Here is a 26,384-nt window from a genome sequence, read left to right as displayed (position 1 = left end):
GTCCACCCCGAGGACACCCCGGACGCCCCGCCGGTCCAGGTCGTCGTCGCACCGGTCCGCTCCGTCCTCCAGCCCCAGGTCAAGGGGCTCGGCGACCTCGTCCCGGTCGTGCTGGAACCCGGCTCCACCGCCGAGCTCGACACTGTGGTCGAGGCGTTGTCGGCGGCGGCGTACTCCCGCGTCGACCTCGTCGAGAAGCGCGGAGAGTTCGCGGTCCGCGGAGGCATCCTCGACGTCTTCCCGCCGACCGAGGAGCACCCTGTCCGGATCGAGTTCTGGGGGGACGCGGTCGAGGAGGTGCGCTGGTTCAAGGTGGCCGACCAGCGCAGCCTCGAGGTCGCCGAGCACGGCCTGTGGGCGCCGCCCTGCCGCGAGGTGCTGCTCACGGAGTCGGTGCGCGAGCGGGCCGCCGCCCTCGCCCAGCAGCTGCCCGGCGTCGCGGACATGCTGACCAAGGTCTCCGAGGGCATCGCCGTCGAGGGCATGGAGTCGCTCGCCCCGGCCCTCGTCGACGGCATGGAGTCCGTGCTGGACGTCCTGCCGCGGTCCTCCCTCATCGTCCTCGCCGACCCGGAGCGGATCCGGACCCGCGCCCACGACCTCGTCGCGACGAGCGCGGAGTTCCTCGAGGCGAGCTGGGCGAACGCCGCGGCGGGCAACCAGGTGCCCGTGGACCTCGAGTCGATCCTCGGCACCGCGTCCTACTGGACCCTGGGTGAGGTCCGCGCGCACGCGCTCGCCTCCGGGCGGCCGTGGTGGACGCTGACGCCCTTCGCCGCCGACGCCGACCTCGTCATCGAGGAGGACGACGTCGACGAGCGGGTTGCGCTGGGTACGGTCGACCCCGAGGCCTTCCGGGGAGACACCGAGCGGGCGGTCGAGCACCTGCGGGCCCGTGCGCAGGACGGCTGGCGTGTGGCGGTCGTCACCGAGGGTGCGGGGCTGGCCAAGCGCGTCGTCGAGGTGCTGCGCGACGAGGAGGTGGCGGTCGGCATGCTGGAGGCCACCTCCCTTCCCGCTGGCCGGGTGAGCGTCACCACCGGCTCGCTTGGCCGCGGGTTCGTCTGTGACAGTGAGCGATTCGAGGTGCTCACGGAGACCGACCTGACCGGACAGCCGGGCACCGGGCCGTCGACGAAGGACATGCGCCGTATGCCGTCGCGTCGGCGGGCGCAGGTCGACCCGCTCCAGCTGCGGCCGGGCGACCACGTCGTGCACGAGCAGCACGGCGTCGGCCGCTTCGTCGAGATGATGCAGCGCACCGTGGGCGGCGCCACGCGCGAGTACCTCGTCATCGAGTACGCGCCGTCCAAGCGCGGGCACCCGGGGGACCGGCTCTACGTGCCGACCGACCAGCTCGACCAGGTCACGAAGTACGTCGGCGGCGAGGAGCCCTCCCTCAACAAGATGGGCGGCTCCGACTGGACGAAGACGAAGTCGCGGGCCAAGCGCTACGTCAGGCAGATCGCGAACGACCTCATCCGCCTCTACAGCGCTCGGCAGGCCACGAAGGGCCACGCCTTCGCGCCCGACACGCCGTGGCAGCGCGAGCTCGAGGACGCCTTCGCCTACGTCGAGACGCCCGACCAGCTGTCGAGCATCGAGGAGGTCAAGGCGGACATGGAGAAGCAGGTCCCGATGGACCGGCTCATCTGCGGCGACGTGGGCTACGGCAAGACCGAGATCGCGGTCCGGGCCGCCTTCAAGGCGATCCAGGACGGCAAGCAGGTGGCCGTGCTCGTGCCGACCACCCTGCTCGTCAGCCAGCACCAGCAGACGTTCTCGGAGCGCTACGCACAGTTCCCGGTCAAGGTGCGGGCGCTGTCCCGCTTCCAGTCCGACAAGGAGAGCAAGGAGGTGCTCGACGGGCTCGCCGACGGCACCATCGACCTCGTCATCGGCACCCACCGCCTGCTGTCCAACGAGGTCCGCTTCAAGGACCTCGGCCTCGTCGTGATCGACGAGGAGCAGCGCTTCGGCGTGGAGCACAAGGAGCTGCTCAAGACGATGCGCACGGCCGTGGACGTGCTGTCGATGTCGGCCACCCCGATCCCGCGCACGCTGGAGATGGCCGTGACCGGCATACGCGAGATGTCCACTCTGGCAACGCCGCCCGAGGAGCGGCACCCGGTGCTGACCTTCGTCGGGGCCTACGACGAGAAGCAGATCACCGCCGCCATCCGGCGCGAGCTGCTGCGCGAGGGGCAGGTCTTCTTCGTCCACAACAAGGTGTCGAGCATCGAGAAGGCCGCGAGCAGGCTGCGCGAGCTCGTCCCGGAGGCGCGCATCGCGACGGCGCACGGCCAGATGGGCGAGCACCGGCTCGAGGAGGTCGTCGGCGACTTCTGGGAGAAGCGGTACGACGTGCTCGTCTGCACGACCATCGTGGAGACCGGTCTCGACATCTCCAACGCCAACACGCTCATCGTCGAGCGCTCCGACGTCCTCGGCCTCTCCCAGCTCCACCAGCTGCGTGGCCGCGTCGGTCGCGGCCGGGAGCGGGCCTACGCCTACTTCCTCTACCCGCCGGAGAAGCCCATGACGGAGACGGCGCACGACCGGCTGCGCACCATTGCCAGCCACACCGACCTGGGCTCGGGCATGCAGGTGGCGATGAAGGACCTCGAGATCCGTGGCGCCGGCAACCTTCTCGGCGGGGAGCAGTCGGGCCACATCGCCGGCGTGGGCTTCGACCTCTACGTGCGGCTCATCGGGGAGGCGGTCGCGGACTTCCGCGGCGAGGTCAGGGACGCGCCGGTGGAGATCAAGATCGAGCTGCCCGTCGACGGGCACCTGCCGCACGACTACGTGCCGGGGGAGCGGCTGCGCCTCGAGGCCTACAAGAAGCTCGCCACCGTCGAGACGTTCGAGGCCGTGGACGAGATCGAGGCCGAGCTGCGGGACCGCTACGGCGCACCGCCGGAGCCGGTCCGCAACCTGCTCGAGGTCGCGCGGCTGCGGGTCGTGGCCCGCAAGGCGAAGATCGGCGACATCGGCGCGCAGGGCAAGTTCGTCCGGTTCGGACCCGTGCCCCAGCTCCGGGAGAGCCAGCAGCTGCGCCTGCTGCGCCTCTACCCGGGGACCATCGTCAAGGAGGCCCCGGGCACGATCCTCGTCCCGATGCCGACGACCGCCCGGGTGGGCGGCAAGCCGCTGCGCGACGTCGAGGTGCTCACGTGGGCCCGGCAGCTGCTGACCGCCGTGCTGCTCGACGACATCGCGGCGGCCTGAGCGCTCCGCCCGTTGCCGCGAGTGCGGTATGCCGTGCCGGGGCCCGGACGGGCGCGCACGGGCCCGGGGACGTCCAGCGAGGCGGCGGAGCCGGGTGCGCGGCGTGCCCGTAGGATTGCACCCGCATCCGCTCGAGGAGGACATCAGTGAACGCTTGGCTAGCCCTGCCCGGGAAGCGACTCGCCGCCACCGCCGTCGCCGGCCTGAGCGCCGTCGCGCTCCTCGGCGGATGCGGCATGGAGACGCGGCAGCAGGCCGCCGCGATCGTCAACGGCTCCATCATCCGCGAGTCGGACGTCCGCCAGACCGCCGAGCAGCTGTCCGGGGCCAACCTCAAGTTCTCCGAGAACATCGTCGTCACCGCGCTCATCGCGGCGCCCCTGCTCAAGGCCCAGGTCGACAAGTCCGGCAGCTGGAAGCCGGACGAGACGTATGCCTCGGTCGTCGCCGCGATCCCCAACGCGACCGAGACCACGAAGGAGTTCGTCTCCGCGGTGGCCCTGCTCGACTCCGCCCGGATGACGCCGGCTGACGTGGCCGGCTACCGCCAGAGCCTGCAGAAGGCGAAGATCACCGTCAACCCCAAGTACGGCGCGGTCCACCCGTCCGACGAGGGCCCGGTCTACTTCTCGCTCGGTGAGGACCAGCCCAACTGGATCAAACCCGCCGCGGCCGGCGCCGGACAGTGAGACGTCCCCGACGGTGACCGCCCCGCGGCTGACGCTGCTGCTCACCTCGCCACGGGTGGCGCCCGGGCTGCTCACCCGCGACGCCTGGCGGGCCCTCGAGGAGGCTGCCGAGATCTGGGCCGTGCGGGGCGAGCCGCAGGCCGCCGCGGTCGAGCAGGCCGGCCTGCGCGTGACCTGGCGCCCTCAGGAGGAGCCGGGAGCACTCGCCCGGGCCCTCCTGGCCGCGGTGCCGCGCCAAGCGGCGCACCCGTCTCGGTCGGCCGGGACGGCGGCCGTCTGGGTCGGCTCCTCCGACGGCGACCCCGGGCTCAACGAGGCCGTCGCCGCCGAGGTGACGCGGCTCGAGGACCCACCCGACGTCGAGGTGCTCATCGGCTCGCACGACGTGCCGGGCTCCCGGCTCCTCGACGTCGTGGCGGTCATGGACCGGCTCCGGTCGCCTGGGGGCTGCCCCTGGGACGCGCAGCAGACGCACGAGAGCCTGCTGCCCTACCTGCTCGAGGAGGCGCACGAGGCGGTCGAGGCCATCGAGTCGGAGGATCCCGTGCACGTCCAGGAGGAGCTCGGCGACCTGCTCCTGCAGGTGGCCTTCCACGCGAGGGTCGCCGAGGAGGACCCGGTCCGGCCCTTCGGCATCGACGACGTGGCCGCCGGCCTGGTCGACAAGCTCGTCCGTCGTCACCCCCACGTCTTCGCCGACGTCGAGGCCGCGACCGCGGCTGCCGTGGAGGCGAACTGGGAGACGATCAAGGCCGACGAGAAGCAGCACCGCAGGTCGCCCCTCGACGGCGTGCCGGCCTCGTTGCCGGCGCTGGCGCGGGCCGCGAAGCTCGTCAGCCGCCTCGAGCGGGCGGGTCGCGCCGACCTGCTCGACGAGGTCGCCCTCGACGGGCAGGTCCCGCCGCTCGGGCGCGAGCTGCTGGCCCTCGTCCGGCGGGCCCGGTCGGCCGGCGTCGACGCCGAGGGCGCGCTCCGGCACACGCTGCGCCGGCTGGTCGAGCTGTCGGCGCCGGCCACCACGACGGAGGACGCCCCCGGCGGGGCCCGGCCGAGCAGGCCGGGTCACACCGGGGGCGCCGCGGGGCCCTAGCGCTCAGTAGGCTCCGCGCGAGGCGAGCACCGCGTGGACGGTGCGCAGGAGGATCGCGACGTCCTGCACGATCGACCAGTTGTCCACGTAGTAGAGGTCGAGGCGGACGGTGTCCTCCCAGCTGAGGTCCGACCGGCCGGACACCTGCCACAGGCCGGTCAGGCCGGGCCGCACGTGCAGACGACGGCGCACGTCCGGGTCGTAGCGGTGCACCTCCGAGGGTAGCGCCGGGCGAGGCCCGACGAGGCTCATGTCCCCGCGCAGCACGTTGAACAGCTGCGGCAGCTCGTCGAGCGACAGGCGCCGGATGAGCTTGCCCACCCGCGTGACCCGCGGGTCGTCGGTGAGCTTGAACAGCACCCCCTCGACGCTGCGGTTGAGGTGCCGGATCTCGGCGAGCCGCGCCTCCGCGTCGACGACCATGCTGCGGAACTTGAGGCACTCGAAGAGGCGTCCGTCCCGGCCGACCCGGGTCTGCCGGAACAGGACGGGACCGCCGTCCTCGAGCCGGATCGCCACCGCCAGGGCGGCCATGATCGGCAGGGCGAGGACGAGCACCGACAGGGTGCCGACGATGTCGAAGGCTCGCTTCAGCCCCCGGGAGGCGCCGAGCGACTGGGGCTGCTCCACGAGCACGAGCGGCAGGCCGCCGACGGGGCGCATCGTCACCCGCTCGGCCGAGATGTCGCTGAGGCTGGGCACGACGACCATCTGCACGTCCCGGCCCTCGAGGTCCCACGCGACGTGCCGGAAGTCGGCGGGGGTCGCGAACGACCCCTCCGCGAAGACGACGACGTCGGCCAGGTGCCTGCCCACGGCCTCTGCCGTCTCGGCCACTCGGCCGACGACCGGGATGCCGCTTCCCGTGATCCCGGCCCGGTGGCCGTGCGGCAGCAGGGCCCCCACGATCTGGTAGCCCAGCCACGACTCGCGGCTCAGCACCTTGGCGACGTCGTCGACGTGCTGCGGGTCGCCCGAGATGAGGACCCGGGTGAGCAGGTGGCCCTTGCTGTGTGCGCTGTGGACGAGCTGCCGACCGGCATACCGCCATGCCACGAGCGCCGGCACGGCCAGCGCGAAGAGGAGGACGAAGAATCCTCGGGACAGAGGGAACTTCGTCAGGTAGCTCGTGATCCCCATCAGGCTCGCCGTGACGGCGGCCGAGGAGCAGATCCGGGCGTACTCGGTCGTGCCCACGCCCAACGCCGACCGGTCGTAGCTGCCGACGAGGACGTTCATCAGCATCCAGCCGAGGACGACGTAGCCGCCGATGGACAAGGCGATGACGTTGACCCCGGTGGTCTCGTCGAAGACCGTCAGTCGGGTGCGACCGGCGGCGGCCAGCGTCGTCGCGATCGAGACGATGGCGAGATCGCCCGCGGCGATGCTGAGCTGTAGTGCGCGCTGCCCACGCGAGCGCTGCGTAAGCGGTTGACGGACCGGTCGTGCCCGAAAGTCGACCAGCGTCAGAGCTGATGGCCGAACGGCATCACTCATGGTTGACACCCACCCCCCCGGTGGTTTTCATTCCCCTCGGCCTCCGACGACGGCGGCCCTTCCCCCAACGTCGCCATCCCGGGCGACCTCGTCCTCCCCCTGGCACCGCCACCCCTGGCGGTGCCTCTCCCGCCCACGCCACCCCTGGCGCGGGCCGTCCTGCCTCATCCCCGACCCGCCACCCCTGGCGCGTCGTGGTCCCGCTCGCCGCCAGCCGAGATCAGGGCCCTGCCGTCATCCCCCCGGATGACGATCCCGTGTGCCGTCTGGCGACGACATTCGGAAGTATGCCGTGGGCCACGACGCGCCGTGGCGAAACGCGGACATTCGCGCCAGACGGCCTGACCACGCGCTCCGTCCGCAGGCCGGGTCGCTCGCTCGGGGGAAGCGCGCCACGGGCTAGGCTCGGGGCCGTACGCCACCCGTCACGGTCGCCACCAGCAGGCGCCACCAGAGGAGAGCACTGTGGCCAGCATTGAGGAGATTGGTGCCCGCGAGATCTTGGACTCGCGCGGCAACCCCACGGTCGAGGTCGAGATCCGTCTCGACGACGGGACCTTCGCCCGGGCCGCCGTGCCGTCGGGCGCGTCCACCGGCGCCTTCGAGGCCTCCGAGCGTCGCGACGGCGACGCCGGGCGCTACTCGGGCAAGGGGGTCGAGCAGGCCGTCGACGCCGTCATCGACACCATCAACCCGCGCCTCGTCGGCTTCGAGGCGAGCGAGCAGCGGCTCATCGACGCCGAGATGATGGCCCTCGACGGGACGGACAACAAGGAGAACCTCGGGGCCAACGCCATCCTCGGCGTCTCCCTCGCGGTGGCACGCGCCGCCGCGGAGTCGGCCGCCCTGCCGCTCTTCCGCTACGTCGGGGGCCCCAACGCCCACATCCTGCCGGTGCCGATGATGAACATCCTCAACGGCGGCTCGCACGCGGACACCAACGTCGACATCCAGGAGTTCATGGTGGCGCCCATCGGCGCCCCGAGCTTCCGCGAGGCCCTGCGGTGGGGCACGGAGGTCTACCACGCGCTGAAGAAGGTGCTGCAGGAGCGCGGTCTCTCGACCGGTCTCGGCGACGAGGGCGGCTTCGCGCCCAACCTCGAGTCCAACCGGGCGGCCTTGGACATCATCGTCCAGGCGATCAAGGCGGCCGGCTACGTCCCGGGCCAGGACGTGGCGCTCGCGCTCGACGTGGCCGCGTCCGAGTTCCACGGCGATGGCGGCTACACCTTCGAGGGCTCGACCAAGACCTCTGGAGAGCTCATCGACTACTACGCCGAGCTGGTCGCCTCCTACCCCCTCGTGTCCATCGAGGACCCGCTCGACGAGAGCGACTGGGACGGCTGGAAGGCGATGACCGAACGCCTCGGTGCCCAGGTGCAGATCGTCGGCGACGACCTGTTCGTGACCAACCCCAAGCGGCTGGCCCAGGGCATCGCGACCTCCACCGCGAACGCCCTGCTCGTCAAGGTCAACCAGATCGGCACCCTGACCGAGACGCTCGACGCCGTGGCGCTCGCGCACAGCAACGGCTACCGCTGCATGATGAGCCACCGGTCCGGCGAGACGGAGGACGTCACCATCGCCGACCTCGCCGTCGCGACCAACTGCGGCCAGATCAAGACCGGCGCGCCGGCCCGGTCCGAGCGGGTCGCGAAGTACAACCAGCTGCTGCGCATCGAGGAGGAGCTCGACGACGCCGCCGTCTACGCAGGCGCCGGCGCGTTCCCCCGCTTCGACACCGAGCGCTTCGGCGCGCAGGCCTGAGCGCAGTCGTGGCGGAGCGCACGCCTCCACGCGCGGCCCGGCCGGGGCCCGGCCGCCCGCGGGCGGCAGGCGTGCGCCCCGCCCCGGTCCGGGGGGCCTCGGCCCGCCCGCGACCGCCTCGCTCCGGCGCGACGGCCTCGGGCCGGGAGCGTCCGGGCGGGGCGGCCCGCCCTCGCACCCCCCAGCCTCAGCCGCCCGCCCCGTCGACGGCGTGGGTCCGGGGCGCGGTGCTCGTGGGCATCCTCGTCGTCCTCGCCGTGATGCTCATGCCCACGGTCCGCTCGTTGGTGGCGCAGCGGGGGGACGCGGCCGCGCTCGCCGGCAAGGTCGAGCAGCAGCGCGCGACGGTGCAGCAGCTGCAGCGACAGGCGGCGCTGTGGAAGGACCCGGCATACATCGAGGTCCAGGCGCGTGAGCGCCTGAAGTTCGTCCGCGTCGGCGACCGTGCCTACTCCGTCATCGACGCCGGCGCGGGGCCGACGACGCCCAAGCCCGCGGAGCGCCCGGTGGTGGCCGCTCCGCTCGCCAACGCCTCGTCGCCGTGGTACGGCAAGCTGTGGCAGTCGGTGCAGATCGCCGACCGACCCGCGGCGGGGCTGCCGAAGTCGAGGTGACCGGCGCATGACGACCTCACCGCACCCGGTCGCCGCCTCGGACCTCGAGGCGGTCGAGCGGCAGCTCGGCCGGCGGCCGCGTGGAGTCGCCCACGTGGCGCACCGGTGCCCCTGCGGCGAGCCCGACGTGCTGCGCACGGCGCCGCGCCTGCCCGACGGCGCACCCTTCCCCACGACCTTTTACGCCACGTGCCCACGGCTCACCGGGGCCATCAGCACCCTGGAGACCCAGGGCGTCATGCGGGAGATGAGCGCGCGGCTGGAGCGGGACCCCGAGCTCGCGGCGGCCTACGCGCGGGCCCACGAGCACTACCTCGCGAGCCGCGGCGAGCTCGGGCACGTGGAGGAGATCGCGGGCGTCTCGGCCGGGGGCATGCCGACGAGGGTCAAGTGCCTGCACGTGCTCGCCGCGCACTCCCTGGCGGCCGGTCCGGGGGTCAACCCGCTCGGTGACGAGGTGCTGGCGAGCGTGGGGCAGTGGTGGTCGCCGACGTCGTGCGCCGAGGCGCGCGCCGAGACGAGAGCACCCGACGGTGGCTGACCGCACCGTGGCCGACCCGAGGGCGTCGTCGGACGGTGTGCGGGTCGGTGCGGTCGACTGCGGCACGAACTCCATCCGCCTGCTCGTCGCGGACGTCCACCCCGACACCGGCGAGCTCGCCGACGTCGTGCGCCGCATGGAGATCGTCCGCCTCGGGCAGGGGGTGGACCGCGCCGGCGTCCTCGACCCGGAGGCCATCGAGCGCACGCTGCGCGCTGCCCGGTCGTATGCCGCCCAGTGCCGGGAGCTGGGGGCGACCAGCGTCCGCTTCGTGGCCACGTCGGCCTCGCGCGACGCCCGCAACGCCGGCGACTTCACCACGGGGGTGCGCCAGACCTTCCGGGAGGCCTTCGGGGCCGAGGTGGCGCCCGAGGTCGTCTCGGGCGACGAGGAGGCGCGCCTGTCCTTCCGGGGCGCGACGGGAGGGCTGCGCGTGCGAGGCATCGACGGGCCCTACCTCGTCGTCGACCTCGGCGGCGGCTCGACCGAGTTCGTGAGGGGCACGACGACCGTCGAGGCCGCGCGCTCGGTCGACATCGGCTGCGTCCGGATGACCGAGCGCCACCATTTCAGCGACCCGCCGACGGCCGAGCAGGTGGCCGCCGCGAGCGCGGACGTCGACGCCGCCATCGACGAGGCGGTCGGCGTCGTGCCGCTCGACGGGGTCCAGGCGCTCGTCGGGCTGGCCGGCACCGTCACGACGATCACGGCGCACGCCCTGCGCCTGCCGGCATACGACCCGGACGTGATCCACCTGGCCCGGGTCCCGGTCGAGCGGATCCACCGTGCGGCGGCGGACCTGCTCGCCATGCCGAGGCGCGAACGGGCGCGGCTGCCCTACATGCACCCGGGGCGGGTGGACGTCATCGGCGCCGGCGCGCTGATCTGGTCGCGCGTCGTGGCCCGCGTCGCCGACACGGCGGGCATCGCCGAGGTGGTCACCTCCGAGCACGACATCCTCGACGGCATCGCGCTGTCCCAGGTCAGCTGACCCGCGCCACGCGGGCCAGGCACCGGCCGGGAGGCGGCCGCCACCACGGCGAGCCGCGCCGACGGGCGCCGCTGCCCGTGCAGGCGCACGGCCATCCAGGCGACGGTCGTGATGCCGAGGGCCCAGGTCCCGTTGGACAAGGTGGTGTCCACGACGCCGTAGGTGACGAGGAAGAGGGTCATCCACACCGCCAGGTCCGCGGCCTTGCCGACGAGGCGGGTGGCTCCGAGCAGGACCCCACCCCACAGCAGGTACCACGGATGGACCACGGGCCCGGTGGCGCAGAGCGTGAGCAGCGCGCCGGCCGTGGCGACGATGGGCCTCCGGGGCGCGACGCGCCACGTGAGCCAGCCGATGACCACCAGGCCGAGCACGCCGGCCACGCCGCGCACGACCGGGAGCGGCAGGTCGACCCACTGGCTCGGCATCCCCGACACCGTCATCAGCCACTCGATCGTGCTGCCCACGAGCGTGGGCGGGGACAACAGGGAGCGCAGCGAGACGGGCACCGACAGGTTGGGGATCCATCCCCACCCCAGCCCGGTCAGGGCGGTGATCGCGGCGAAGGTCGCGCCGGCCGTGAGGCCGCAGCGCAGGGCGTGCCGGACGAAGACGCCCGCGTCGCCACCGGGCGCGCCGTCGGACTCGGGCCCTGCGGACCGGGGTCGGTCGGTGGCCACCGCCATGCCGACCACGCCGACGAGGGCGAGCACGGCGGTCTGCTTGAAGGTGGCCGCCGTCGCCACGGTCATGCTGGCCAGCACCAGGTGCCCGTGACTGGCCACGAGCAGGGCCGTCACGACGAGGGCCACCATGACGGCGTCGCCGTGGGCGCCGCCGACGAAGTGCATGAGGACGAGCGGGTTGAGCACGCCCAGCCACAGGGCGTGCTCGCGGCTGACCCCGAAGCGCTCGGCCAGCCTCGGCAGGGCATAGGCGAGGAGCGCGACGGCGGCCATGGCGGGCAGCCGCATCGCGAGAGCGGAGATGTAGGCATGCCCGCCGCTCAGGCTCACGACGAGGTGCTGGACCTGCAGGGCGAGCGGTCCGTAGGGCGCCGGGGTGTAGAGCCACAGCGGGTCGACCTGGTCGGCGAAGGGGCCCGGCGTCGCGGAGGGCCCGACGACGTAGGGATCCATGCCGTCCGCCACGAGCAGCCCCTGGGCGGCGTAGCTGTAGGCGTCGCGGCTGAAGAGCGGCGGCGCGAGGAGCAGCGGCAGGCTCCACAGCAGCCAGGTCCGGGGGTGGATCACCGGGCCGTCGGGGCGGGGTCGGAGCCGGAGCCACGTGTCGACGAGCATGGCGACGCCGAGCACGACCAGGGCGGTGGCCGCGACCCGCCCGGCGCCGGTGCTCATCCACTCGAGGTCGAGCCGGTCCACGATGGCCGGCTCCGGCGGCAGAAAGGCAGGGGTGAGCGACCCGGCGCTGATCAGGGCCGTGCCGAGGGTGCCGCGACGCACGAGGGGGTCGCGCCACGCCGGCGGGTCGGCCGGGAAGGCCGCCCGCGGACGCACCGGTGCAAGGGGTGTCGGGGGGCTCGGGGGCGCGGCTGCGAGCTCGTCGAGAGCGTGCGACTCGAGCACCCGTTGGCTCCTCCCCGGTCGGACCGCGCCGGACCCGGGACGGGTCGGAGGGAGCTGTCGGGCGGCCCCCGTGACGCAGGTGTGGCAGGAGGAGTCTACGCGGGTGCCCCCGGTGGGACTCGAACCCACACTCCGGCGAGTTTAAGTCGCCTGCCTCTGCCGTTGGGCTACGGGGGCCGTGGGCAGAGTAGCGGCACGCCCGGCGACCCCGGAACCGGTGCGCCGGAGAGCCGGGGCGCGGCACGTGCGGGCGCGGCGAGGCGGCCGGCCGCCGTGCGGGAACATTGGTGTCCGCCCGGACGTCTAGGGTGATGACAGAGGTCACGCACCGTGGCCGACAGTGTCGGGGAGGCACTACTCACATGGCTGGAACCAACCCGGTCTTCGACCGGCTCAACAGGCAGATCGACCAGGAGCGCTACGCCGGCTTCGGCAGCCCCCGGCCGGGCCGCTCCGAGGGCAGCACGGGCGTCGGCGTCCAGGGCACCGTGACCGCCGAGCAGCTCAACGAGCTGTACGCCCAGCGCAGCGCCGGGCCGATCGACACCGGTCGGGTCACGCTCGACGACGTCATCATCAAGAGCCTCACCCTCTTCGCCGTGCTCGTCGCCGCGGGCCTCGGGTCCTGGGTCGCCGTGGACAACAACCGGGCGCTGCTCACCCCGCTCTGGCTGGGCGGCGCGGTCGTCGGCCTCGTGCTCGGTCTCGCCATCGCCTTCATGCGCACCGTCCCCACGCCGCTGCTGTTCGCCTACGCGGCGGTGGAGGGCGCCTTCGTCGGAGCGTTCAGCAACTACATCGACTCGGTCCCGCGCTACTCCGGCGTCGTCGTCATGGCCGTCCTCGCGACGGTGTGCACGTTCGGCGCGATGTATGCCGCCTACGCCATGGGCCTGATCAAGGTGACCAGCCGGTCCCGCCGGATGTTCATCTTCATGCTCGGCGGCTACGCGCTCTTCGCGCTCGTCCAGTTCGTCCTCGTCGCCACCGGCGTCGTAGGGGGCTGGGGCTTCGGCGGCAGCGGCCCGCTCGGGATCGGACTGTCGCTGCTCGGCACGGGTCTGGCGGCCTACTCGCTCGCCTTCGACTTCGACGCGATCGAGCACGCGGTCCGCGCCGGCGCCCCGCGCAAGTACGCGTGGCTGCTCGCGCACGGGCTGATCGTGTCGGTGGTCTGGCTCTACATCGAGTTCGTGCGGCTGTTCGCGCGGCTGCGCGACTGACCGGTGCCCCTGGGCGCGGACGAGGCGGACCCCGAGGCCGAGCTCCGGCGGCTGGTCGAGCGGTGGCGCCAGCTGCCGCTCGACGTCGCCACCGCCCGGCTCCCGCTCGTCCGTGACCACATCCAGGGGCTCGCCGACCGGTCGGCGCGGCTGGCCGGGCACCCTGCGGCGCCCGTGCCGGACCTCGGCCCGGCGGTCGCCGCCGACCAGCTGCGGGTGATGGTGCACGACGTCGTCCGGCGGGCCGGTGACGTCGACCGGGCCGACGTGGCGGCCCGGCTGCGCGGCCTACGTGCTCAGCTCTGAGCCGAGTCCGTGGATGCCGAGTCCGTGGATGCCGAGCCCGTGGACCGCGCCCCGCGACGGCACGGGAGTGATCGGTTCCCGGGTGCGCAGAACCTGCCGGTGTTACTGATATGCCGGTGTCACTGAGACTGCAGCACCCGGGGCAGGTTTCGCGTCACTCGGCACTTCTCGATGACGCCGACACGGCCCCGGTTGAGCCGAGTCGGGCCCGTCCCCCCGCGCCTCAGCTGAGGCGCTCGAAGACGATCGCCATCCCCTGACCGCCGCCGACGCACATCGTCTCGAGCCCGAACTGGCCGTCGGTGCGGCGCAGCCCGTTGATCAGGGTGCCGGTGAGCCGCGCTCCTGTGGCCCCGAAGGGGTGGCCGATGGCGATGGCGCCGCCGTGGACGTTGAGCTTGTCGTAGTCCATGCCCAGCTCGTCAGCCGAGGCGAGCACCTGGGCCGCGAAGGCCTCGTTGATCTCGTAGAGGTCCATGTCGGCGATGGTCAGGCCCGCCCGCCGGAGCGCCAGCCGGGAGGCCTCGACCGGGCCCATGCCCATGATCTCCGGGCTGAGGGCCGTGGCGGCGGTGGACACGACCCGGGCCAGCGGCTCGAGCCCCAGGTGCCGGGCCTTGGTGTCGCTCATCACCACGACGGCCGCGGCGCCGTCGTTGAGGGGGCAGCAGTTGCCGGCCGTCACCGTGCCGCCCTCGCGGAAGACCGGGCTCAGGGCCCGGACCGCCTCGATGGTGACGCCGGGCCTCGGCCCGTCGTCCTTGGCGACGACCGTCCCGTCAGGGGTCGTGACCGGCGTGATCTCCCAGTCGAAATACCCGTCGGCGATGGCCTTCTCGGCGCGGTTCTGGGAGGTGACGCCCCACTCGTCCTGGCGCTCGCGGCTGATGCCGTAGGCCGTCGCGACGTTCTCCGCCGTCTGCCCCATGGCGATGTAGATGTCGGGGACCAGCCCGTCGGCGCGAGGGTCCGTCCACGTCTCGTTGGTCTCGGCGTAGCGGGCCGTGCGGGTGGCGGCCTCGGCGAACCTCGGGTTGCGGTCGTCGGAGCCCGCACCGCCCGCACCGGCGAATCCCACGTACTGCGAGACGCACTCGACGCCGCCGGAGATGAAGGCGTCGCCCTCGCCGGCCTTGATGGCGTGGAACGCCATCCGGGTCGTCTGGGCCGACGAGGCGCAGAACCGGTTGATCGTCGCCCCCGGCAGGCCGTCGTGGCCGAGCAGCGTCGCGACGACGCGGGCCATGTTGGAGCCGTGCCGGTGCGAGGGCTCCGCGCAGCCGAGGTAGAGGTCGTCGATGTCCCCGGCCTCGAGGCCCGGCACCTTGTCGAGCGCGGCCTGCACCACCGTGGTGGCGAGGTCATCGGGCCGGACCTCCCGGAGCGACCCCTTGAAGGCCCGCCCGAACGGGGAACGGGCGACGGCGACGACGACGGCTTCGCTCACGGTGACTCCTGCTGCTGGTGGGCCCCCTCGGGGGAAGGTGAGCGCCCGCTCACCCCACCCGATGGTATGCCGCGCCCACCAGGTCGGCACCGGGGAGGGCCCCCCGTAGCATGAGCACGACCTCAGCGCCCCGCGCTGCCGAGCCCGCCCGCCGGGCGCCACCACCAAGGGACGCGGCCATGACGACCACGACACGCGCAGCCGTTGCGCTCGCCGGAGCACTCGCCCTCGCCGTGGGCGTCGGGGGCTGCTCGACGGACGAGCAGGCGGCGACGACCACCGCGGCCTCCGCATCGAGCTCGACCACCGCGGCCTCCGCCTCGAGCTCGACCACCGCGGCCTCCGCATCGAGCTCGTCCGCGGCGGCCCGGATCCTGGAGAAGGCGAGGTCCAACGCGCTCTCCGCGAGGTCCGGCGCCTTCACGGGCGAGGTGCAGCAAGGGAAGGAGAAGATGCAGATCTCCTTCAAGGGCACGAGCGACGGCAAGACGGCCGACGTGGCGATCGCCATGGGCACCAGGGGCAAGGTCCGGCTCATCGCCGTGGGCGGCGGCATCTACATGCAGGCCGACGAGACCTTCTGGAAGAACCAGAAGGCCCCCGCCTCCGTGCAGAAGGCGGGGGACAAGTTCGTCAAGGCGCCGGCCAGCGCGGCGAGCCTCACGAGCAGCCTCAACCTCACCGCCTTCCTCAAGGAGGCATTCGGCGCCGTGACGGCCAGCAAGCTGTCCGACGTCGTCACCTCGGCGAGCGTGGGCGGCGTGGACTGCTGGGTGCTCACGGACAAGCAGGGCGCGAGGAACGGCGCGCTCTACGTCTCCAAGCGCGCCTACGAGCTGGTCCGCTTCACCGGCTCCCCGTCCAGCCCGGGACAGCTCGACTTCTCCCGGTGGAACCAGGACGTCGGCGTCACCGCGCCGCCCGCCAGCCAGATCATCACGATCCGCTGACCGCCCGCCGGGGCCAGCGTCGACGATCCCTCCGGCCTGCGCCGACCGGTCAGGGGCCGCAGTCCCCCGGGGCGTCCTGACCGACGGCGTCGTCGGTGTCGGCGTCGGCGGGGACGGCGGCTGGGGCCCCGTCCCTCGGCATGGTGTCCGGGGCGGTGGGATGCCCGGCGGCCCCGACCGGTTCCGGGGTGGGCCGCTTCGGCTCCCGGCTGGGGACGGGGATGGCGGGTCGGACCCGGTGGAGCAGGAGCGCCCAGCGGCCCTGCGGACCGCGCGGCTCACCGGCGATCTCGGCCGGGCCCACCTCCGTGCCCGGCTGCGCCACGGCCGCGGTGGCGGCCACGGCGACCGGGCCGACGCCTTCTCCGCGACGCACGTTGGGCGCCGTCGGCCGGGACCGCTCACCGAAGAGGTCGAGGGCCGCGCTCACGGTCGGCAGCAGGGCAGCCGCGACGCGGGCGTAACCGGCGGGGCTCGGGTGGAACCGGTCCTGGCTGAACATCACCGTCGGTGCGCCGGCGAAGTCCTCGCCCAGCAGGTCGCCCACGGACACGGCGCGGCCGCCGGCCTCCACGACCGCGACCGTCTGGGCGGCGGCGAGGTCGCGAGACCAGCGGCGGGCCAGGAGCCGAAGCGGCTGGGCGATGGGTTCGAGGGCCCCGAGGTCGGGGCAGGTGCCGACGACGACCTCGCAGCCGGCGTCGCGCAGCCGGCGGACGGCCATCTCGAGGTGGCGCACGGCGACCGCGGTGTTGATCCGGTGCGTCACGTCGTTGGCGCCGATGAGGACCACGGCGATGTCCGGCTCCGGCACCTGCTCGAGCGCTTCGGCGACCTGCCGGCCCAGGTCGAGCGACTCGGCGCCGATGACCGCCACGTTGGTCAGGTGGACCGGCCGCCCGCTGAAGGCGGCCACGCCGTTCGCGATCGTCGCCCCGATCGTCTGGTGGGCGTGCTCGACGCCCATCCCCTTCGCGGTCGAGTCGCCGACGAGGAGCAGCTCCCACGGCTCACCGGGACCGGAGCCGTAGGTGCCGGCGTCGTCCGGTGCGCCGTCGAAGCGCTGCCCGACGATCCGGCGCGCCATCACCGCCTCCGCCTTGAGCAGGCCGTAGCCGAGCAGGCTGAGCGCCCCGAGGCCGGCCGCGCCGACACCGCCCCCGTATGCCGCCGACTGCGCGATCTTGCGCGCACGTCGTGCTCGGCCCATGAGCTCCTCCTCCGTCGCCGTCAACCGTGGCCGGGCACCGTCCTCGTGGCCGGCCTTGTCGTGGTCCATCACGGTAACGGCTGGAGTCCGTGACCGGTGCCGCGGCCGGTCGAGGCGTCGGCCGCGCGAGATAGGCCCTTCGGCCCTTTCCGTCGCGGTGGGACGGCGCAACGGTGGGTGGGTGAGCCCTCCCACCGCAGCTTCGGACGCCCTCCTTCCGTCCGTTCCGTCGCGACGGCGAGACGCCACTCGCCCGTTCCGGCCCTGGCGGGTCGTGGTGACGTTGTCGGTCATCGTCATGGTGACCGCAGGCGCCGCCGCCCTCCTAGGTCTCCTCTGGCCGGGGAGTCTTGCGTCCGAGGTCGCCACGACCGTTCGTGGTGACAGCGTTCGCCTGTCCGGCCACGGCCTGTACCGCTACGAGACAGCCTTGCGAAGCGGCGCGAATCAAGGCTCGGACCTTGTCACCCTGCTGCTGGCGATCCCGGTGCTCGCCCTCGCGAACCACCGCTATTGGCGCCGTTCCGTGGGTGCGGCGCTGCTCGTGGCAGGAGCGTTGTCGTGGTTCGTCTACGTGTCCGCGTCCATGGCGCTCGGGGCGATGTACAACGCGCTGTTTCTCGTCTACGTCGCGGTGCTGTCGACAAGCGCCTTCGCGCTCGGGGCGGTCATCCGGTCGGTTCCCGTGGAGCTGCTGGCCGCCCGCTTGGAGGGGGTCGCTCCGCGCCGAGCCACCGCGTGGCTCATGGTCTGCAGCGGTCTCGTGACTGCCGTTGTCTGGCTCGGACCGCTCGTCGGCGCCGCGGTCTCCGGGCGTCCACCCGCGCTCCTGGATCACTACACGACGATGGTGACTGACGTCCTCGACCTCGCCCTTATCACGCCGGCCACCCTGCTGGCGGCATGGTGGCTGCTCCGGCGGCGCGCCGAGGGCTACGTGCTGGCGGTGCCGCTGCTTGCTCTGCTCGTCGCGCTGCTGCCCATGATTGCGTCCCAGACCGCTTTCCAGGTTGCTGCCGGCGTCTCGTTCACGCCCGGCGAGATCGTCGGGCCGGTCGGCGGGTTCGTGGTGCTTGCGGCGTGGGCCCTCCCGCTTCTTGCACGAACGCTGCGCGCCGCCGACCGAGGGACTCCGGCCTAGCGAGCGTCGAGGCCGGCGCCCGCGGCCGGGGCGCCCGACGGGCAGTGCGAGGATGGCGCCGTGAAGTATGCCGAGCACATCGCCGACCTCGTGGGAAACACCCCACTCGTCAAGCTGCACGCCGTCGTGCAGGAGGCGGGGGTGAGTTGCACGGTCCTCGCCAAGGTCGAGTACTTCAACCCCGGCGGGTCGGTCAAGGACCGCATCGCCCTGCGCATGATCGAGGCCGCCGAGCAGGACGGGCGGCTTCGGCCGGGCGGGACCATCGTCGAGCCGACCAGCGGCAACACCGGGGTGGGCCTCGCGCTCGTGGCCCAGCGGCGCGGCTACCGGTGCGTCTTCGTGTGCCCGGACAAGGTGAGCCAGGACAAGCGCGATGTGCTGAAGGCCTACGGCGCCGAGGTCGTGGTGTGCCCGACTGCCGTGCCGCCCGACCATCCCAACTCCTACTACAGCGTCTCCGACCGGCTCGTGAAGGAGATCGACGGCGCCTGGAAGCCGGACCAGTACTCCAACCCGGAGGGCCCCCACAGCCACTACCTGACGACCGGTCCGGAGGTCTGGGCGGACACCGACCACCGGGTCACCCACTTCGTCGCGGGTGCGGGGACCGGGGGCACGATCAGTGGCACCGGCCGCTACCTCAAGGAGGTGTCGGGCGGCGCGGTCCGCATCATCGCCGCGGACCCCGAGGGCTCGGTCTACTCCGGGGGGACGGGGCGTCCCTACCTCGTCGAGGGCGTGGGCGAGGACTTCTGGCCCGGTGCCTACGACCCCTCGGTCGTCGACGAGGTCATCGCCGTCAGCGACGCCGACTCCTTCGACATGACGCGGCGGCTCGCTCGCGAGGAGGGGCTGCTCGTCGGAGGCTCGTGCGGCATGGCGGTCGTCGCCGCGCTGCGCGTGGCCAAGGGCCTGCCCGAGGATGCCGTCGTCGTGGTGCTGCTGCCGGACTCCGGCAAGGGCTACCTGTCCAAGATCTTCAACGACGACTGGATGGCCTCCTACGGGTTCCTGCACGGCCACTCCGAGGTGACGGTCGGCTCGGTGCTGCGCACGAAGTCGGGCGAGCTGCCCGCCCTCGTGCACACCCACCCCAACGAGACCATCCGCGACGCGGTGGAGATCCTGCGGGAGTACGGCGTCTCGCAGATGCCGGTCGTCAACGCGGAACCGCCGGTGATGTCGGGCGAGGTCGCCGGGTCGGTGAGCGAGCGCGCCCTGATGGAGGCGCTGTTCACGGGCCGGGGGCACCTGGCAGACCCCGTGGCCAGGCACATGGAGCCGGGGCTGCCGCTCGTCGGGGCCGGCGAGCCGGTTGCCGCGGCCCGCGAGGCGCTGCAGGCCTGCGACGCCGTGCTCGTCGTCGAGGACGGCAAGCCGGTCGGTGTCCTCACCCGGGCGGACCTGCTCGGGTTCCTCACGCACTGACTCCCTGACGACGCGGCGGCATACGGGCTGGGTATGCCGTGTGACGTATGCCGTGAGGGCCGAGTCGTGATCAGGTCGTGGGGACGGCGGGCGTGGTGCGGGTGGTGCCGTCAGCGAGCCGGAAGGTGTATGCCGGCACGAGCTGCGTGGCGGCCGACTGGATCAGCGCGAGCGACAGCGTCACGCCCGTCACCCGCAGCACGGGCGCGGGCGTGGCCGTGCTGGCAGCCGGCACGTCGCCGAGGACGAGTCCGTCGTCGAGCTGCCGCAGTCCGGAGGCCACGCCGACGAGGCGGTGTGGGCCGAGCGCCACGGTGTCCGTGGCGAAACCCCGCCCGACGAGGAGCCCCCGGGCGTCCGTGGACACGACGAAGTCACCTGCTACGACGGGTAGGCCCTGCACCTGCCGCCGCAGGACCACGGTCCACTGCGAGCCGGTCACCGTCGTCCGGGCCTGTGCGCCCCGCAGGTCGAGCCCCGCGTCCGCGAGGACGCGGCGGGCCCGCCGCTCCGCGACGCCGGGATCGGGTGGAGGCAGGGCCGTGCCACTGGTGGGCGTCGGCCCGGCGTCGCAGCCGACGGCGGGCGCGTCGGCTGCTGGCCTGTCGGTGGAGGGCAGGCAGCCGCCGACGGCGGTCTGCTCCCTCGGCGTCGGGTGCAGCGCGCTCACCGTCCACAGGGAGCCCGCAGCGGTAAGCCGGCGGCGCCCGTCGGAGACGACCCGCAGGCCGCCCTCGTCCCGGACAGCAGCCGTCATCCCGAAGGCCCGGGCGATGCGGACGAGGTCGGCGTCGCGCAGGGCCGCCACGCGCAGGACGGGCCCCTGCGTGGCCGGCTCGGGAAGGGGACCCGCCGGCTCGTAGCGCTGGCCCCCGGTGAAGGGGTTGCCACCGCCTGCGTCGCGCCCCGCTCCGGTGCCCGCGGCGGGAGGGACGGGCGCGGCCGACGGTGACGCCGAGCTGTTCACCGGGGCTTCACCGCAGGCGCCGAGCAGCGCCCCGGCGAGGCCGGCCACGACGAGCCCGACGGCGGCGCCCCGCAGCGAGCGGCCCACCACGTCTGCACGGTGCGTAGAGGTGGTCATGCAGGGTGAGACACGCGAGCGGAGCGCTTCGTTCCATGGCGTGGCCGAGGCCCGGGGGAGCGACCCCCGGGCCTCGGGACGCGAACCCGTGACGGGTGCGCTCACTTGTTGTAGAAGCGCAGGTAGCTCGCCTGGTCGCGGCCCCTGCCGAAGACGATGTTGCGGATGCTGACGGGCGTCGCGGTCCCGCAGCCGACGTTGGTGTTGGTCGTGCGGATCCAGCTGGTCACGGTCCAGCTCCCGGCGCCCGTGTCGCCGCCGCGGGCGGTGTTGTAGTCGCCCCAGCGACGCAGGCCGTCCGGGTTGAGGCAGCCGGCCCCCGAGCCGAAGACCGCGAAGCTCGTGCTGCCCGGGAAGTTCGGTGCGAAGTCGTCGACGAGGCCGAGGAGGACGCCGGGGAAGAAGGAGTTGGTTCCCGTGCCGCCGCCGAACGTGTCGACGTATCCGATGTGGCCGCGCCGGTCAGGAGCGAGCGACACGTAGAGGTGCGCGACCGTCGTACCGAAGAGGTCCTGGTTGGCCAGCAGGGCGAGGTCGGACTCGCGGAACGTCTCCATCCGGGTGTATGGGAAGGGACGCGCCGTGCCGGTCTGCCTGACGTTGAACGAGAACCGGATCTTGCCGTCGCCCCGCGCCGCGCCACTGATGCGCGAGTCGGTGCGCTGGCACCAGTTGTTCACCACGCCGTTCGCGCTGGCGCAGTTGCCGGTCCCGTTGGACATGTAGGTGAACGCCGCGATGGTCTTGTTGGTCGTCGTGACGACCGTGCTGTTCTCGGGCCAGGTGAGGATGCGCAGCGTCGTCCCCGTGCCCGCGTCGAGGTTGGTGGAGGCGGCATACGCGATGTCGGTGCTGCCGTCGGCCACCTTCAGGGTGAACAGGTCGGTGCGCACCACCTGGTTGAACCCGGCCGCCTGGCAGGCTGCGAGGTTGTCGAGGTTGAACCGGACGAACGCCGTCCCGGTGAAGGAGCCGGCGGCGCTGAAGAGGTTCGACGTGAGGTAGAGGAACCTCGTGCCGACCGCGAGGTCGTTGTAGTCGAACTGCTCACCCGCCGGCCGCCCGAGGATCGCCTGCGGCGTCAGGGTGTAGGTGCACCACGTCGCGAGGTTCGTCGTGGCCGACGACGCGAGCGTGAGGTGGTCGCCGTACTGCAGCAGCCAGAACTGCCGCGACCGGCCGGTGTCCTTGATGGTGACCTGGTCGCAGCAGAAGCCCGCACCGAAGATGGTGAACGGGTTGAGGCTCGTCCACGTCGCGCCGTTGTTGTGCGAGTACTGCGACGTCCAGTTGCTCGTCTGGAAGATGTCCTTGCCCGACTGGTCGGTGCTCGGCTCGCTGACGGTCGAGGTGTTGCCCGACGTCGGCACCGCCGTGTTGCGGAAGACCGTGAGGTCGCCCACGGCATTCGGCGCCGGTGCGGTGATGGCCGTCGAGGCGACGCCGGCCGTGGGGTCGCTCACCGTCGCGGCAGCCGGTCGTGGCCCGGCGAACGGCCGGCGGGTGCTCTCCGCGGCGGCCTTCGCCCGGTCGGTCGCGGTAGCGGCCCGGGCGCTCGTGACGCGGCCGTCGACGGTCGCGGTGACCCGGACGGTGCCTGCCGCGGCGTTCTGGCCCACGGGCACCGCCGAGGCGTTGCTGACCGAGGACGGGCTGCCCGGCGCCACGAGGGCGACGGTTGCCAGCAGGCCCATCGCGGCGAGCAGCGCGCTGCCCGCTCTGCTGGTGCGTCCGGGCTTTCGGAGTGGAGCGGATGCGTCTGGACGTGGTCTGAACTTCATGCCCATGCCTTCCCCTTGGAAAAAGCGGGCGTCCGCCGTCCCCGCACCCGACGCACGGCGATCGGGCGGGCGCGCGCATGCGTCAAGGGTCCCGCGCTCAGCAGCGCTGCGCAGGCAAATCGGCGAAGTCTACGTCGTGGTTTCCTGCTCCGTCGGGGAATCCGTGAGAGGTTCCTCACCCGAGGTATCGCTCGAGGACGATGTCCACCAGCACGTCCGGCACGGGCTCGTCGGGCACGAGCAGGGGCGGGGTGACGACGTCCGCGCCCGAGCGCGCGGCGAGGTCGGCGAAGAATCCCGGTGCCAGCAGATAGGTCGCCACGACGACCCGGTGCCCGGGGCCCTTGAGGCTCGCGACGGCCGCGTCGAGGCGAGGCTGCGCCGCCGAGAGGTATGCCGCCGACACCGGGCGCCGGAGGCGCTCCCCGAGCATCTCGGCGACCGCCGCGCAGTCGGCGACGGCCGATGGCTCGGAGGACCCTGCGGCGCCCAGGACGACGCGGTCTCCGGAGCGCAGCCCCACCGCCTCGAGACGCTCGTGGAGGAGGCCGGCGAGGCGCGGGTCGGGCCCGAGCGCGGGTGCGACGGACGCGCAGGGACTGTCTGCGGCCGCCCGCTGCAGGTCGACGAAGACGTGGTAGCCCGCCGACAGGAGCAAGGGCACGAGACGGGCCGGCCGGCCGGCCGCATCCGCGAGCACCCGCGGGGGGTCGGGCTGCTGCACGTCCACGAAGGCGGCCCGCACGTCGAGGTCGGGGCGGCGAGCGGCCAGCGCGGCGACCAGGGCCTCGACGGCGCGCTGGCCGTCGGGAGACGCGGTCCCGTGGGAGCAGGCCACGAGGAGGGGGAGCACCATCACTCCACCTTGCCATCGCACCGGGCTCCTCTGGGCTCCGCCGGGCTCCTCTGGGCTGCTCCGGGCTGCTCCGGGCTCCAGCGGTCGCCGACGTCGCACGCGGTCACCGTTACCGCCCCCACCCCTGCCCGAAACGCGGCCGAAACACGCCGTTCCTACCGTGGTCATGCGACTGGTCGACGAATGGTCGACGAGTGGTCGACGCGGAGGAGGACGCATGCTCGTTGAGACCGATCTCACCGACGTGCCGGTCGTCGTCCTCGGGGCGCCCGGCCGCACGGGCGCGGTGACGCGGCGCTACCGGCGGGCGGGAGCGCGAGTCACGGAGGTGACCTCCCCGGCCCAACTGACCGAGGCCGTGCTGCGGGAGGTGCGCCTCGGTGTGGTCGTCGACTCTCCCGGCCCGTGGCCCGAGCTGACGTCACTGCTGCGCCGCCAGTGCCTCGTCGTGACCGAGGCTGGGGACTCGGAGCCGCGCGGCAGGGTCGTCCTCGTCGGCGCCGGCCCCGGCGGCCGCGGAATGCTCACTCTCGCCGGGGCCGCGGCCCTCGCTGACGCCGACGTCGTCCTCGCCGACCGGCTGGCCACCGTCGACGTGCGCGCGCTCGCGCCGGGAGCCGAGATCCTCGACGTCGGCAAGACCCCCGGCCACCACGCCGTCCCGCAGCGACAGATCGAGGCCCTGCTCGTCGAGCGGGCGCGTCGCGGCCTGACGGTTGTGCGGCTCAAGGGCGGCGACCCGTATGTCTTCGGCCGGGGCGGCGAGGAGGTCGCGGCGGCCGTCGCTGCCGGTGTGCCGGTCACCGTGGTCCCCGGAGTCACCTCGGCCGTGAGCGTACCGGCGGCGGTGGGCATCCCGGTGACCCATCGCGGTCTCAGCCACGTCTTCACCGTCGTCTCCGGCCACGTGCCCCTCGAGCCCGAGCGGGCAAGGGCGCTCGTCGGCCTCGGCGGCACGGTCGTGCTGCTGATGGCGATGCACTCCCTGGTCCAGGTCACCGCGGCGCTGGAGCGGGCCGGCATGCCTGCGCGCACCCCCGCCGCGATCGTCGAGCGCGGCTACACCGCCGAGCAGGCCAGCCTCACGAGCACCCTCGGCGAGCTCGCGGCCGACGCGGCGCGGGCCGGCATCGGGTCACCGGCCGTGGTCGTCGTCGGTGAGGTCGTGCGACAGTCCGCGGTGTGGCAGCAACGCGTGCTGCCGCGCCTGGGGGGAGCGGCATGAGCGGCCAGGAGCGTCGGCCGTCCCATCCGCCGACGAGGTGGTCGGCGCAGCTGAGCGCGCCGGAGCCGCCCGCCCCGCCCGAGCCCGGCGGCCTTGTCCTGCAGGGCTTTCGCATCGCGGTGACGTCCGACCGGCGATCCGCCGACCTCGTCGACGCCTTCACCCGCCGGGGCGCGGAGGTGATCCACGCACCGGCGGTGCGCATCGCGCCCGTCGACGAGGACGCGGAGCTGCTGGCGGACACCCGTGCCGTCATCGAGGCCCGCCCCGACATCGTCATCGTGACGACGGCATACGGCATGCGCCGCTGGGTCGAGTGCGCGGATGCCGCCGGGCTGGGGGAGGAGCTGCACCGGACCCTCGCCGCGGCGCGGATCGTCGTGCGCGGGCCCAAGGCGAGAGGTGCCGTCCGCGCGGCCGGCCTCGACGACGACGGCATCGCCGGCGACGAGCGGACCGCCTCGGCCGTGGGGCTCGCGCTCGCGGACGGCGTGGTGGGCAAGACCGTGGCCATGCAGCTGCACGGCTTCGCCGACGCCGAGCAGCTCGGCCGGATCGCCGCCGCGGGCGCCCGGGTGCTCACCGTCGCCCCCTACCGCTGGGTGCGACCCGACGACGAGGCCCGGCTCGGCCGGCTCATCGCCGCCGTCGCCGCCCGCGAGGTCGATGTCGTCACCTTCACCTCCGCGCCCGCCGTGGACGGGCTCGTCTCCGCAGCCGCCGAGATCGGCATGGACGGGGTGCTCGTCGACGCGTTACGCGGCGAGGTCGTGGCCGCGGCGGTCGGTCCCGTCACCGCGATGCCGCTCGTCGACCTCGGCATCGAGCCGATCGTGCCCGAGCGCTACCGGATGGGGGCCCTGGTGCGCCTCGTCGTCGAGCACCTGTGCTCGCACTCCGTCGCCTCGGTGGAGACGGCCCTCGGCTCGCTGACCGTCCGTGGCCGCACGGTGACGCTCGACAACCGCACCGTCACCCTGGCGCCGGGCCCGCGCGCCCTCCTCGCCGCGCTGCTGGAGTCCCCGGGTGCGGTCCTCAGCCGGGAGCGGCTGCTCGACCACCTGCCCGAGGCGGCCACGGAGCACGCCCTGGACATGGCGATGAGCCGGCTGCGCGCGGCGCTGCCCGACCGCGACCTCGTCCAGACGGTCGTACGCCGCGGCTACCGCCTCAACGTCTAGCCGCACCCTGTCGGCACGCGCGCACCCTGTCGGCACGCGCCCACCGCGGAGGGTGCCCCCGTGCCCCGAAGGTGCGCGCGTGCGGACGGGGTGTCAGGCTGCGTATGCCGCCGACGCCGCCTGCCGCACCCCGACGAGGACCTCTCCGTGCAGCACCCGCACGGCGTGGGTGGCGAGGGCCACGGCCGGGTCGTCGATCGCCTGGCCCGTCCGCAGCGAGAAGACCTGCTTGAGCAGCGGCGACGCGACCGTCGGCTCGCCGCCGTGGTCGCCCGTGAGGCCACGGGACAGGACGGCGGCGCCGGAGTAGGGGTCGATGTTGTCGACGGCGTAGAGCATGCCCGTGGGCAGGAGGAAGACCGCCGCTTGGGCGGCCTCGGGCAGCAGCACGGCCACGCCGCGTCCGGGGACGAGGCGGGCGACGGGGCAGGCGCGGACCCAGGTCCTCGGGCCGGGGGTGGGCAGGAGCCCAGGACGGACGACGCGGCGAGGGCTGCCGATGATGGACATGTCAGGCCTTTCGGGGTCGGGACGGGTGCTGGC

General features: G+C 73.3%; 21 protein-coding genes, 1 tRNA gene and 1 pseudogene. 14 read left to right on the top strand and 9 right to left on the bottom strand.

Features of this window, described 5'->3' with window-relative positions; all coding sequences use genetic code 11:
- From mfd to VFJ94_RS16265, 3 genes are all read left to right on the top strand, one after another.
- Positions 1-3,231: transcription-repair coupling factor (gene mfd, locus VFJ94_RS16275; RefSeq protein WP_325005273.1), on the top strand; the 3,231-nt coding region annotated here is incomplete at its 5' end.
- 146 nt (positions 3,232-3,377) lie between these two features.
- The gene (locus VFJ94_RS16270; RefSeq protein WP_325005272.1) at positions 3,378-3,920 is read left to right on the top strand and encodes a hypothetical protein; all 543 of its coding nucleotides are present in this window, start codon (positions 3,378-3,380) and stop codon (positions 3,918-3,920) included.
- 13 nt (positions 3,921-3,933) lie between these two features.
- On the top strand, positions 3,934-5,010 hold the full coding sequence (locus tag VFJ94_RS16265; RefSeq protein ID WP_325005271.1) for a MazG family protein: 1,077 nt from the start codon (positions 3,934-3,936) through the stop codon (positions 5,008-5,010).
- 3 nt (positions 5,011-5,013) lie between these two features.
- Here the strand turns inward: VFJ94_RS16265 and VFJ94_RS16260 are convergent, their stop codons facing one another.
- Complete coding sequence (locus VFJ94_RS16260; protein ID WP_325005270.1) at positions 5,014-6,507, bottom strand: sugar transferase; 1,494 nt, start codon at positions 6,505-6,507, stop codon at positions 5,014-5,016.
- 465 nt (positions 6,508-6,972) lie between these two features.
- Here VFJ94_RS16260 and eno point away from each other — a divergent pair, with 465 nt between their 5' ends.
- From eno to VFJ94_RS16240, 4 genes are all read left to right on the top strand, one after another.
- On the top strand, positions 6,973-8,274 hold the full coding sequence (gene eno / locus VFJ94_RS16255; protein WP_325005269.1) for a phosphopyruvate hydratase: 1,302 nt from the start codon (positions 6,973-6,975) through the stop codon (positions 8,272-8,274).
- 233 nt (positions 8,275-8,507) lie between these two features.
- Positions 8,508-8,888 carry a septum formation initiator family protein gene (locus VFJ94_RS16250; RefSeq protein WP_325005268.1) on the top strand — a complete coding sequence of 127 codons (381 nt, stop codon included), beginning with the start codon at positions 8,508-8,510 and terminating at the stop codon, positions 8,886-8,888.
- Positions 8,889-8,895: 7 nt separating this feature from the next.
- Positions 8,896-9,429, top strand: coding sequence for a DUF501 domain-containing protein (locus VFJ94_RS16245; RefSeq protein WP_325005267.1), 534 nt, complete (start codon positions 8,896-8,898; stop codon positions 9,427-9,429).
- Positions 9,422-10,420 (top strand): exopolyphosphatase, encoded by a 999-nt coding sequence (locus VFJ94_RS16240; protein ID WP_325005266.1) that lies wholly within the window; start codon positions 9,422-9,424, stop codon positions 10,418-10,420. Before VFJ94_RS16245 ends, VFJ94_RS16240 begins: the two co-directional genes overlap by 8 nt.
- 233 nt (positions 10,421-10,653) lie before the next feature.
- On the opposite strand, the pseudogene mptB reads toward VFJ94_RS16240, so the two are convergent.
- Both mptB and VFJ94_RS16230 read right to left on the bottom strand, forming a co-directional pair.
- Positions 10,654-11,883: pseudogene (gene mptB / locus VFJ94_RS16235) on the bottom strand (polyprenol phosphomannose-dependent alpha 1,6 mannosyltransferase MptB); the annotation flags it as partial.
- A gap of 227 nt (positions 11,884-12,110) precedes the next feature.
- Positions 12,111-12,183: transfer RNA gene (locus tag VFJ94_RS16230), tRNA-Leu, on the bottom strand.
- A gap of 185 nt (positions 12,184-12,368) precedes the next feature.
- Here VFJ94_RS16230 and VFJ94_RS16225 point away from each other — a divergent pair.
- The gene (locus VFJ94_RS16225) at positions 12,369-13,229 is read left to right on the top strand and encodes a Bax inhibitor-1/YccA family protein (RefSeq protein ID WP_325005265.1); all 861 of its coding nucleotides are present in this window, start codon (positions 12,369-12,371) and stop codon (positions 13,227-13,229) included.
- Positions 13,230-13,232: 3 nt separating this feature from the next.
- A complete protein-coding gene (locus VFJ94_RS16220) occupies positions 13,233-13,535 on the top strand; it encodes a hypothetical protein (RefSeq protein WP_325005264.1) in 303 nt (100 codons plus the stop codon).
- A 223-nt stretch (positions 13,536-13,758) separates the two neighbouring features.
- Here the strand turns inward: VFJ94_RS16220 and VFJ94_RS16215 are convergent, their stop codons facing one another.
- Positions 13,759-14,982 carry an acetyl-CoA C-acetyltransferase gene (locus VFJ94_RS16215; RefSeq protein WP_325005263.1) on the bottom strand — a complete coding sequence of 408 codons (1,224 nt, stop codon included), beginning with the start codon at positions 14,980-14,982 and terminating at the stop codon, positions 13,759-13,761.
- 179 nt (positions 14,983-15,161) lie between these two features.
- Between VFJ94_RS16215 and VFJ94_RS16210 the strand changes: the two genes are divergently transcribed.
- Positions 15,162-15,932: a hypothetical protein gene (locus tag VFJ94_RS16210; protein WP_325005262.1), complete on the top strand. Its 771-nt coding sequence runs from the start codon at positions 15,162-15,164 to the stop codon at positions 15,930-15,932.
- A 49-nt stretch (positions 15,933-15,981) separates the two neighbouring features.
- Here the strand turns inward: VFJ94_RS16210 and VFJ94_RS16205 are convergent, their stop codons facing one another.
- Complete coding sequence (locus tag VFJ94_RS16205; RefSeq protein WP_325005275.1) at positions 15,982-17,211, bottom strand: SGNH/GDSL hydrolase family protein; 1,230 nt, start codon at positions 17,209-17,211, stop codon at positions 15,982-15,984.
- A gap of 214 nt (positions 17,212-17,425) precedes the next feature.
- Between VFJ94_RS16205 and VFJ94_RS16200 the strand changes: the two genes are divergently transcribed.
- Positions 17,426-18,283 carry a hypothetical protein gene (locus VFJ94_RS16200; protein ID WP_325005261.1) on the top strand — a complete coding sequence of 286 codons (858 nt, stop codon included), beginning with the start codon at positions 17,426-17,428 and terminating at the stop codon, positions 18,281-18,283.
- 60 nt (positions 18,284-18,343) lie between these two features.
- Positions 18,344-19,714: a cystathionine beta-synthase gene (locus tag VFJ94_RS16195; RefSeq protein ID WP_325005260.1), complete on the top strand. Its 1,371-nt coding sequence runs from the start codon at positions 18,344-18,346 to the stop codon at positions 19,712-19,714.
- Between the two features lie 70 nt (positions 19,715-19,784).
- On the opposite strand, the gene VFJ94_RS16190 is transcribed toward VFJ94_RS16195, so the two are convergent.
- The 3 genes from VFJ94_RS16190 to VFJ94_RS16180 all read right to left on the bottom strand — a co-directional run bounded on the left by VFJ94_RS16190 (position 19,785) and on the right by VFJ94_RS16180 (position 23,435).
- On the bottom strand, positions 19,785-20,771 hold the full coding sequence (locus VFJ94_RS16190) for a hypothetical protein (RefSeq protein ID WP_325005259.1): 987 nt from the start codon (positions 20,769-20,771) through the stop codon (positions 19,785-19,787).
- Between the two features lie 128 nt (positions 20,772-20,899).
- Complete coding sequence (locus tag VFJ94_RS16185; RefSeq protein ID WP_325005258.1) at positions 20,900-22,492, bottom strand: hypothetical protein; 1,593 nt, start codon at positions 22,490-22,492, stop codon at positions 20,900-20,902.
- A gap of 262 nt (positions 22,493-22,754) precedes the next feature.
- Positions 22,755-23,435, bottom strand: a complete 681-nt coding sequence (locus tag VFJ94_RS16180; RefSeq protein WP_325005257.1) for a sirohydrochlorin chelatase — start codon at positions 23,433-23,435, stop codon at positions 22,755-22,757.
- 217 nt (positions 23,436-23,652) lie between these two features.
- Here VFJ94_RS16180 and cobA point away from each other — a divergent pair, with 217 nt between their 5' ends.
- Both cobA and VFJ94_RS16170 read left to right on the top strand, forming a co-directional pair.
- Entirely contained in the window at positions 23,653-24,660 is a 1,008-nt protein-coding gene (gene cobA / locus VFJ94_RS16175; RefSeq protein ID WP_325005256.1) for a uroporphyrinogen-III C-methyltransferase, read from the top strand.
- Positions 24,657-25,841: a uroporphyrinogen-III synthase gene (locus tag VFJ94_RS16170; protein WP_325005255.1), complete on the top strand. Its 1,185-nt coding sequence runs from the start codon at positions 24,657-24,659 to the stop codon at positions 25,839-25,841. Before cobA ends, VFJ94_RS16170 begins: the two co-directional genes overlap by 4 nt.
- A gap of 93 nt (positions 25,842-25,934) precedes the next feature.
- Here VFJ94_RS16170 and nirD read toward each other — a convergent pair whose 3' ends face one another.
- On the bottom strand, positions 25,935-26,351 hold the full coding sequence (gene nirD / locus VFJ94_RS16165; RefSeq protein WP_325005254.1) for a nitrite reductase small subunit NirD: 417 nt from the start codon (positions 26,349-26,351) through the stop codon (positions 25,935-25,937).
- Positions 26,352-26,384 lie beyond the last annotated feature (33 nt).

This window comes from Intrasporangium sp. (assembly GCF_035688975.1).
In the GTDB taxonomy this organism is placed as follows: Bacteria; Actinomycetota; Actinomycetes; order Actinomycetales; family Dermatophilaceae; genus CALMNV01.
The sequence above is the reverse complement of the archived record's forward strand: the minus strand, read 5'-3'. Positions and strand labels throughout refer to the sequence as shown.

Excerpts from the sequence above, each read along its gene's own strand:
- nirD (WP_325005254.1), bottom strand. The coding sequence starts at position 26,351 with ATGTCCATCATCGGCAGCCCTCGCCGCGTCGTCCGTCCTGGGCTCCTG.
- VFJ94_RS16245 (WP_325005267.1), top strand. The coding sequence starts at position 8,896 with ATGACGACCTCACCGCACCCGGTCGCCGCCTCGGACCTCGAGGCGGTC.
- VFJ94_RS16180 (WP_325005257.1), bottom strand. The coding sequence starts at position 23,435 with ATGGTGCTCCCCCTCCTCGTGGCCTGCTCCCACGGGACCGCGTCTCCC.
- VFJ94_RS16260 (WP_325005270.1), bottom strand. The coding sequence starts at position 6,507 with ATGAGTGATGCCGTTCGGCCATCAGCTCTGACGCTGGTCGACTTTCGG.
- cobA (WP_325005256.1), top strand. The coding sequence starts at position 23,653 with ATGCTCGTTGAGACCGATCTCACCGACGTGCCGGTCGTCGTCCTCGGG.
- VFJ94_RS16205 (WP_325005275.1), bottom strand. The coding sequence starts at position 17,211 with ATGGACCACGACAAGGCCGGCCACGAGGACGGTGCCCGGCCACGGTTG.
- VFJ94_RS16185 (WP_325005258.1), bottom strand. The coding sequence starts at position 22,492 with ATGGGCCTGCTGGCAACCGTCGCCCTCGTGGCGCCGGGCAGCCCGTCC.
- VFJ94_RS16225 (WP_325005265.1), top strand. The coding sequence starts at position 12,369 with ATGGCTGGAACCAACCCGGTCTTCGACCGGCTCAACAGGCAGATCGAC.
- VFJ94_RS16170 (WP_325005255.1), top strand. The coding sequence starts at position 24,657 with ATGAGCGGCCAGGAGCGTCGGCCGTCCCATCCGCCGACGAGGTGGTCG.
- VFJ94_RS16210 (WP_325005262.1), top strand. The coding sequence starts at position 15,162 with ATGACGACCACGACACGCGCAGCCGTTGCGCTCGCCGGAGCACTCGCC.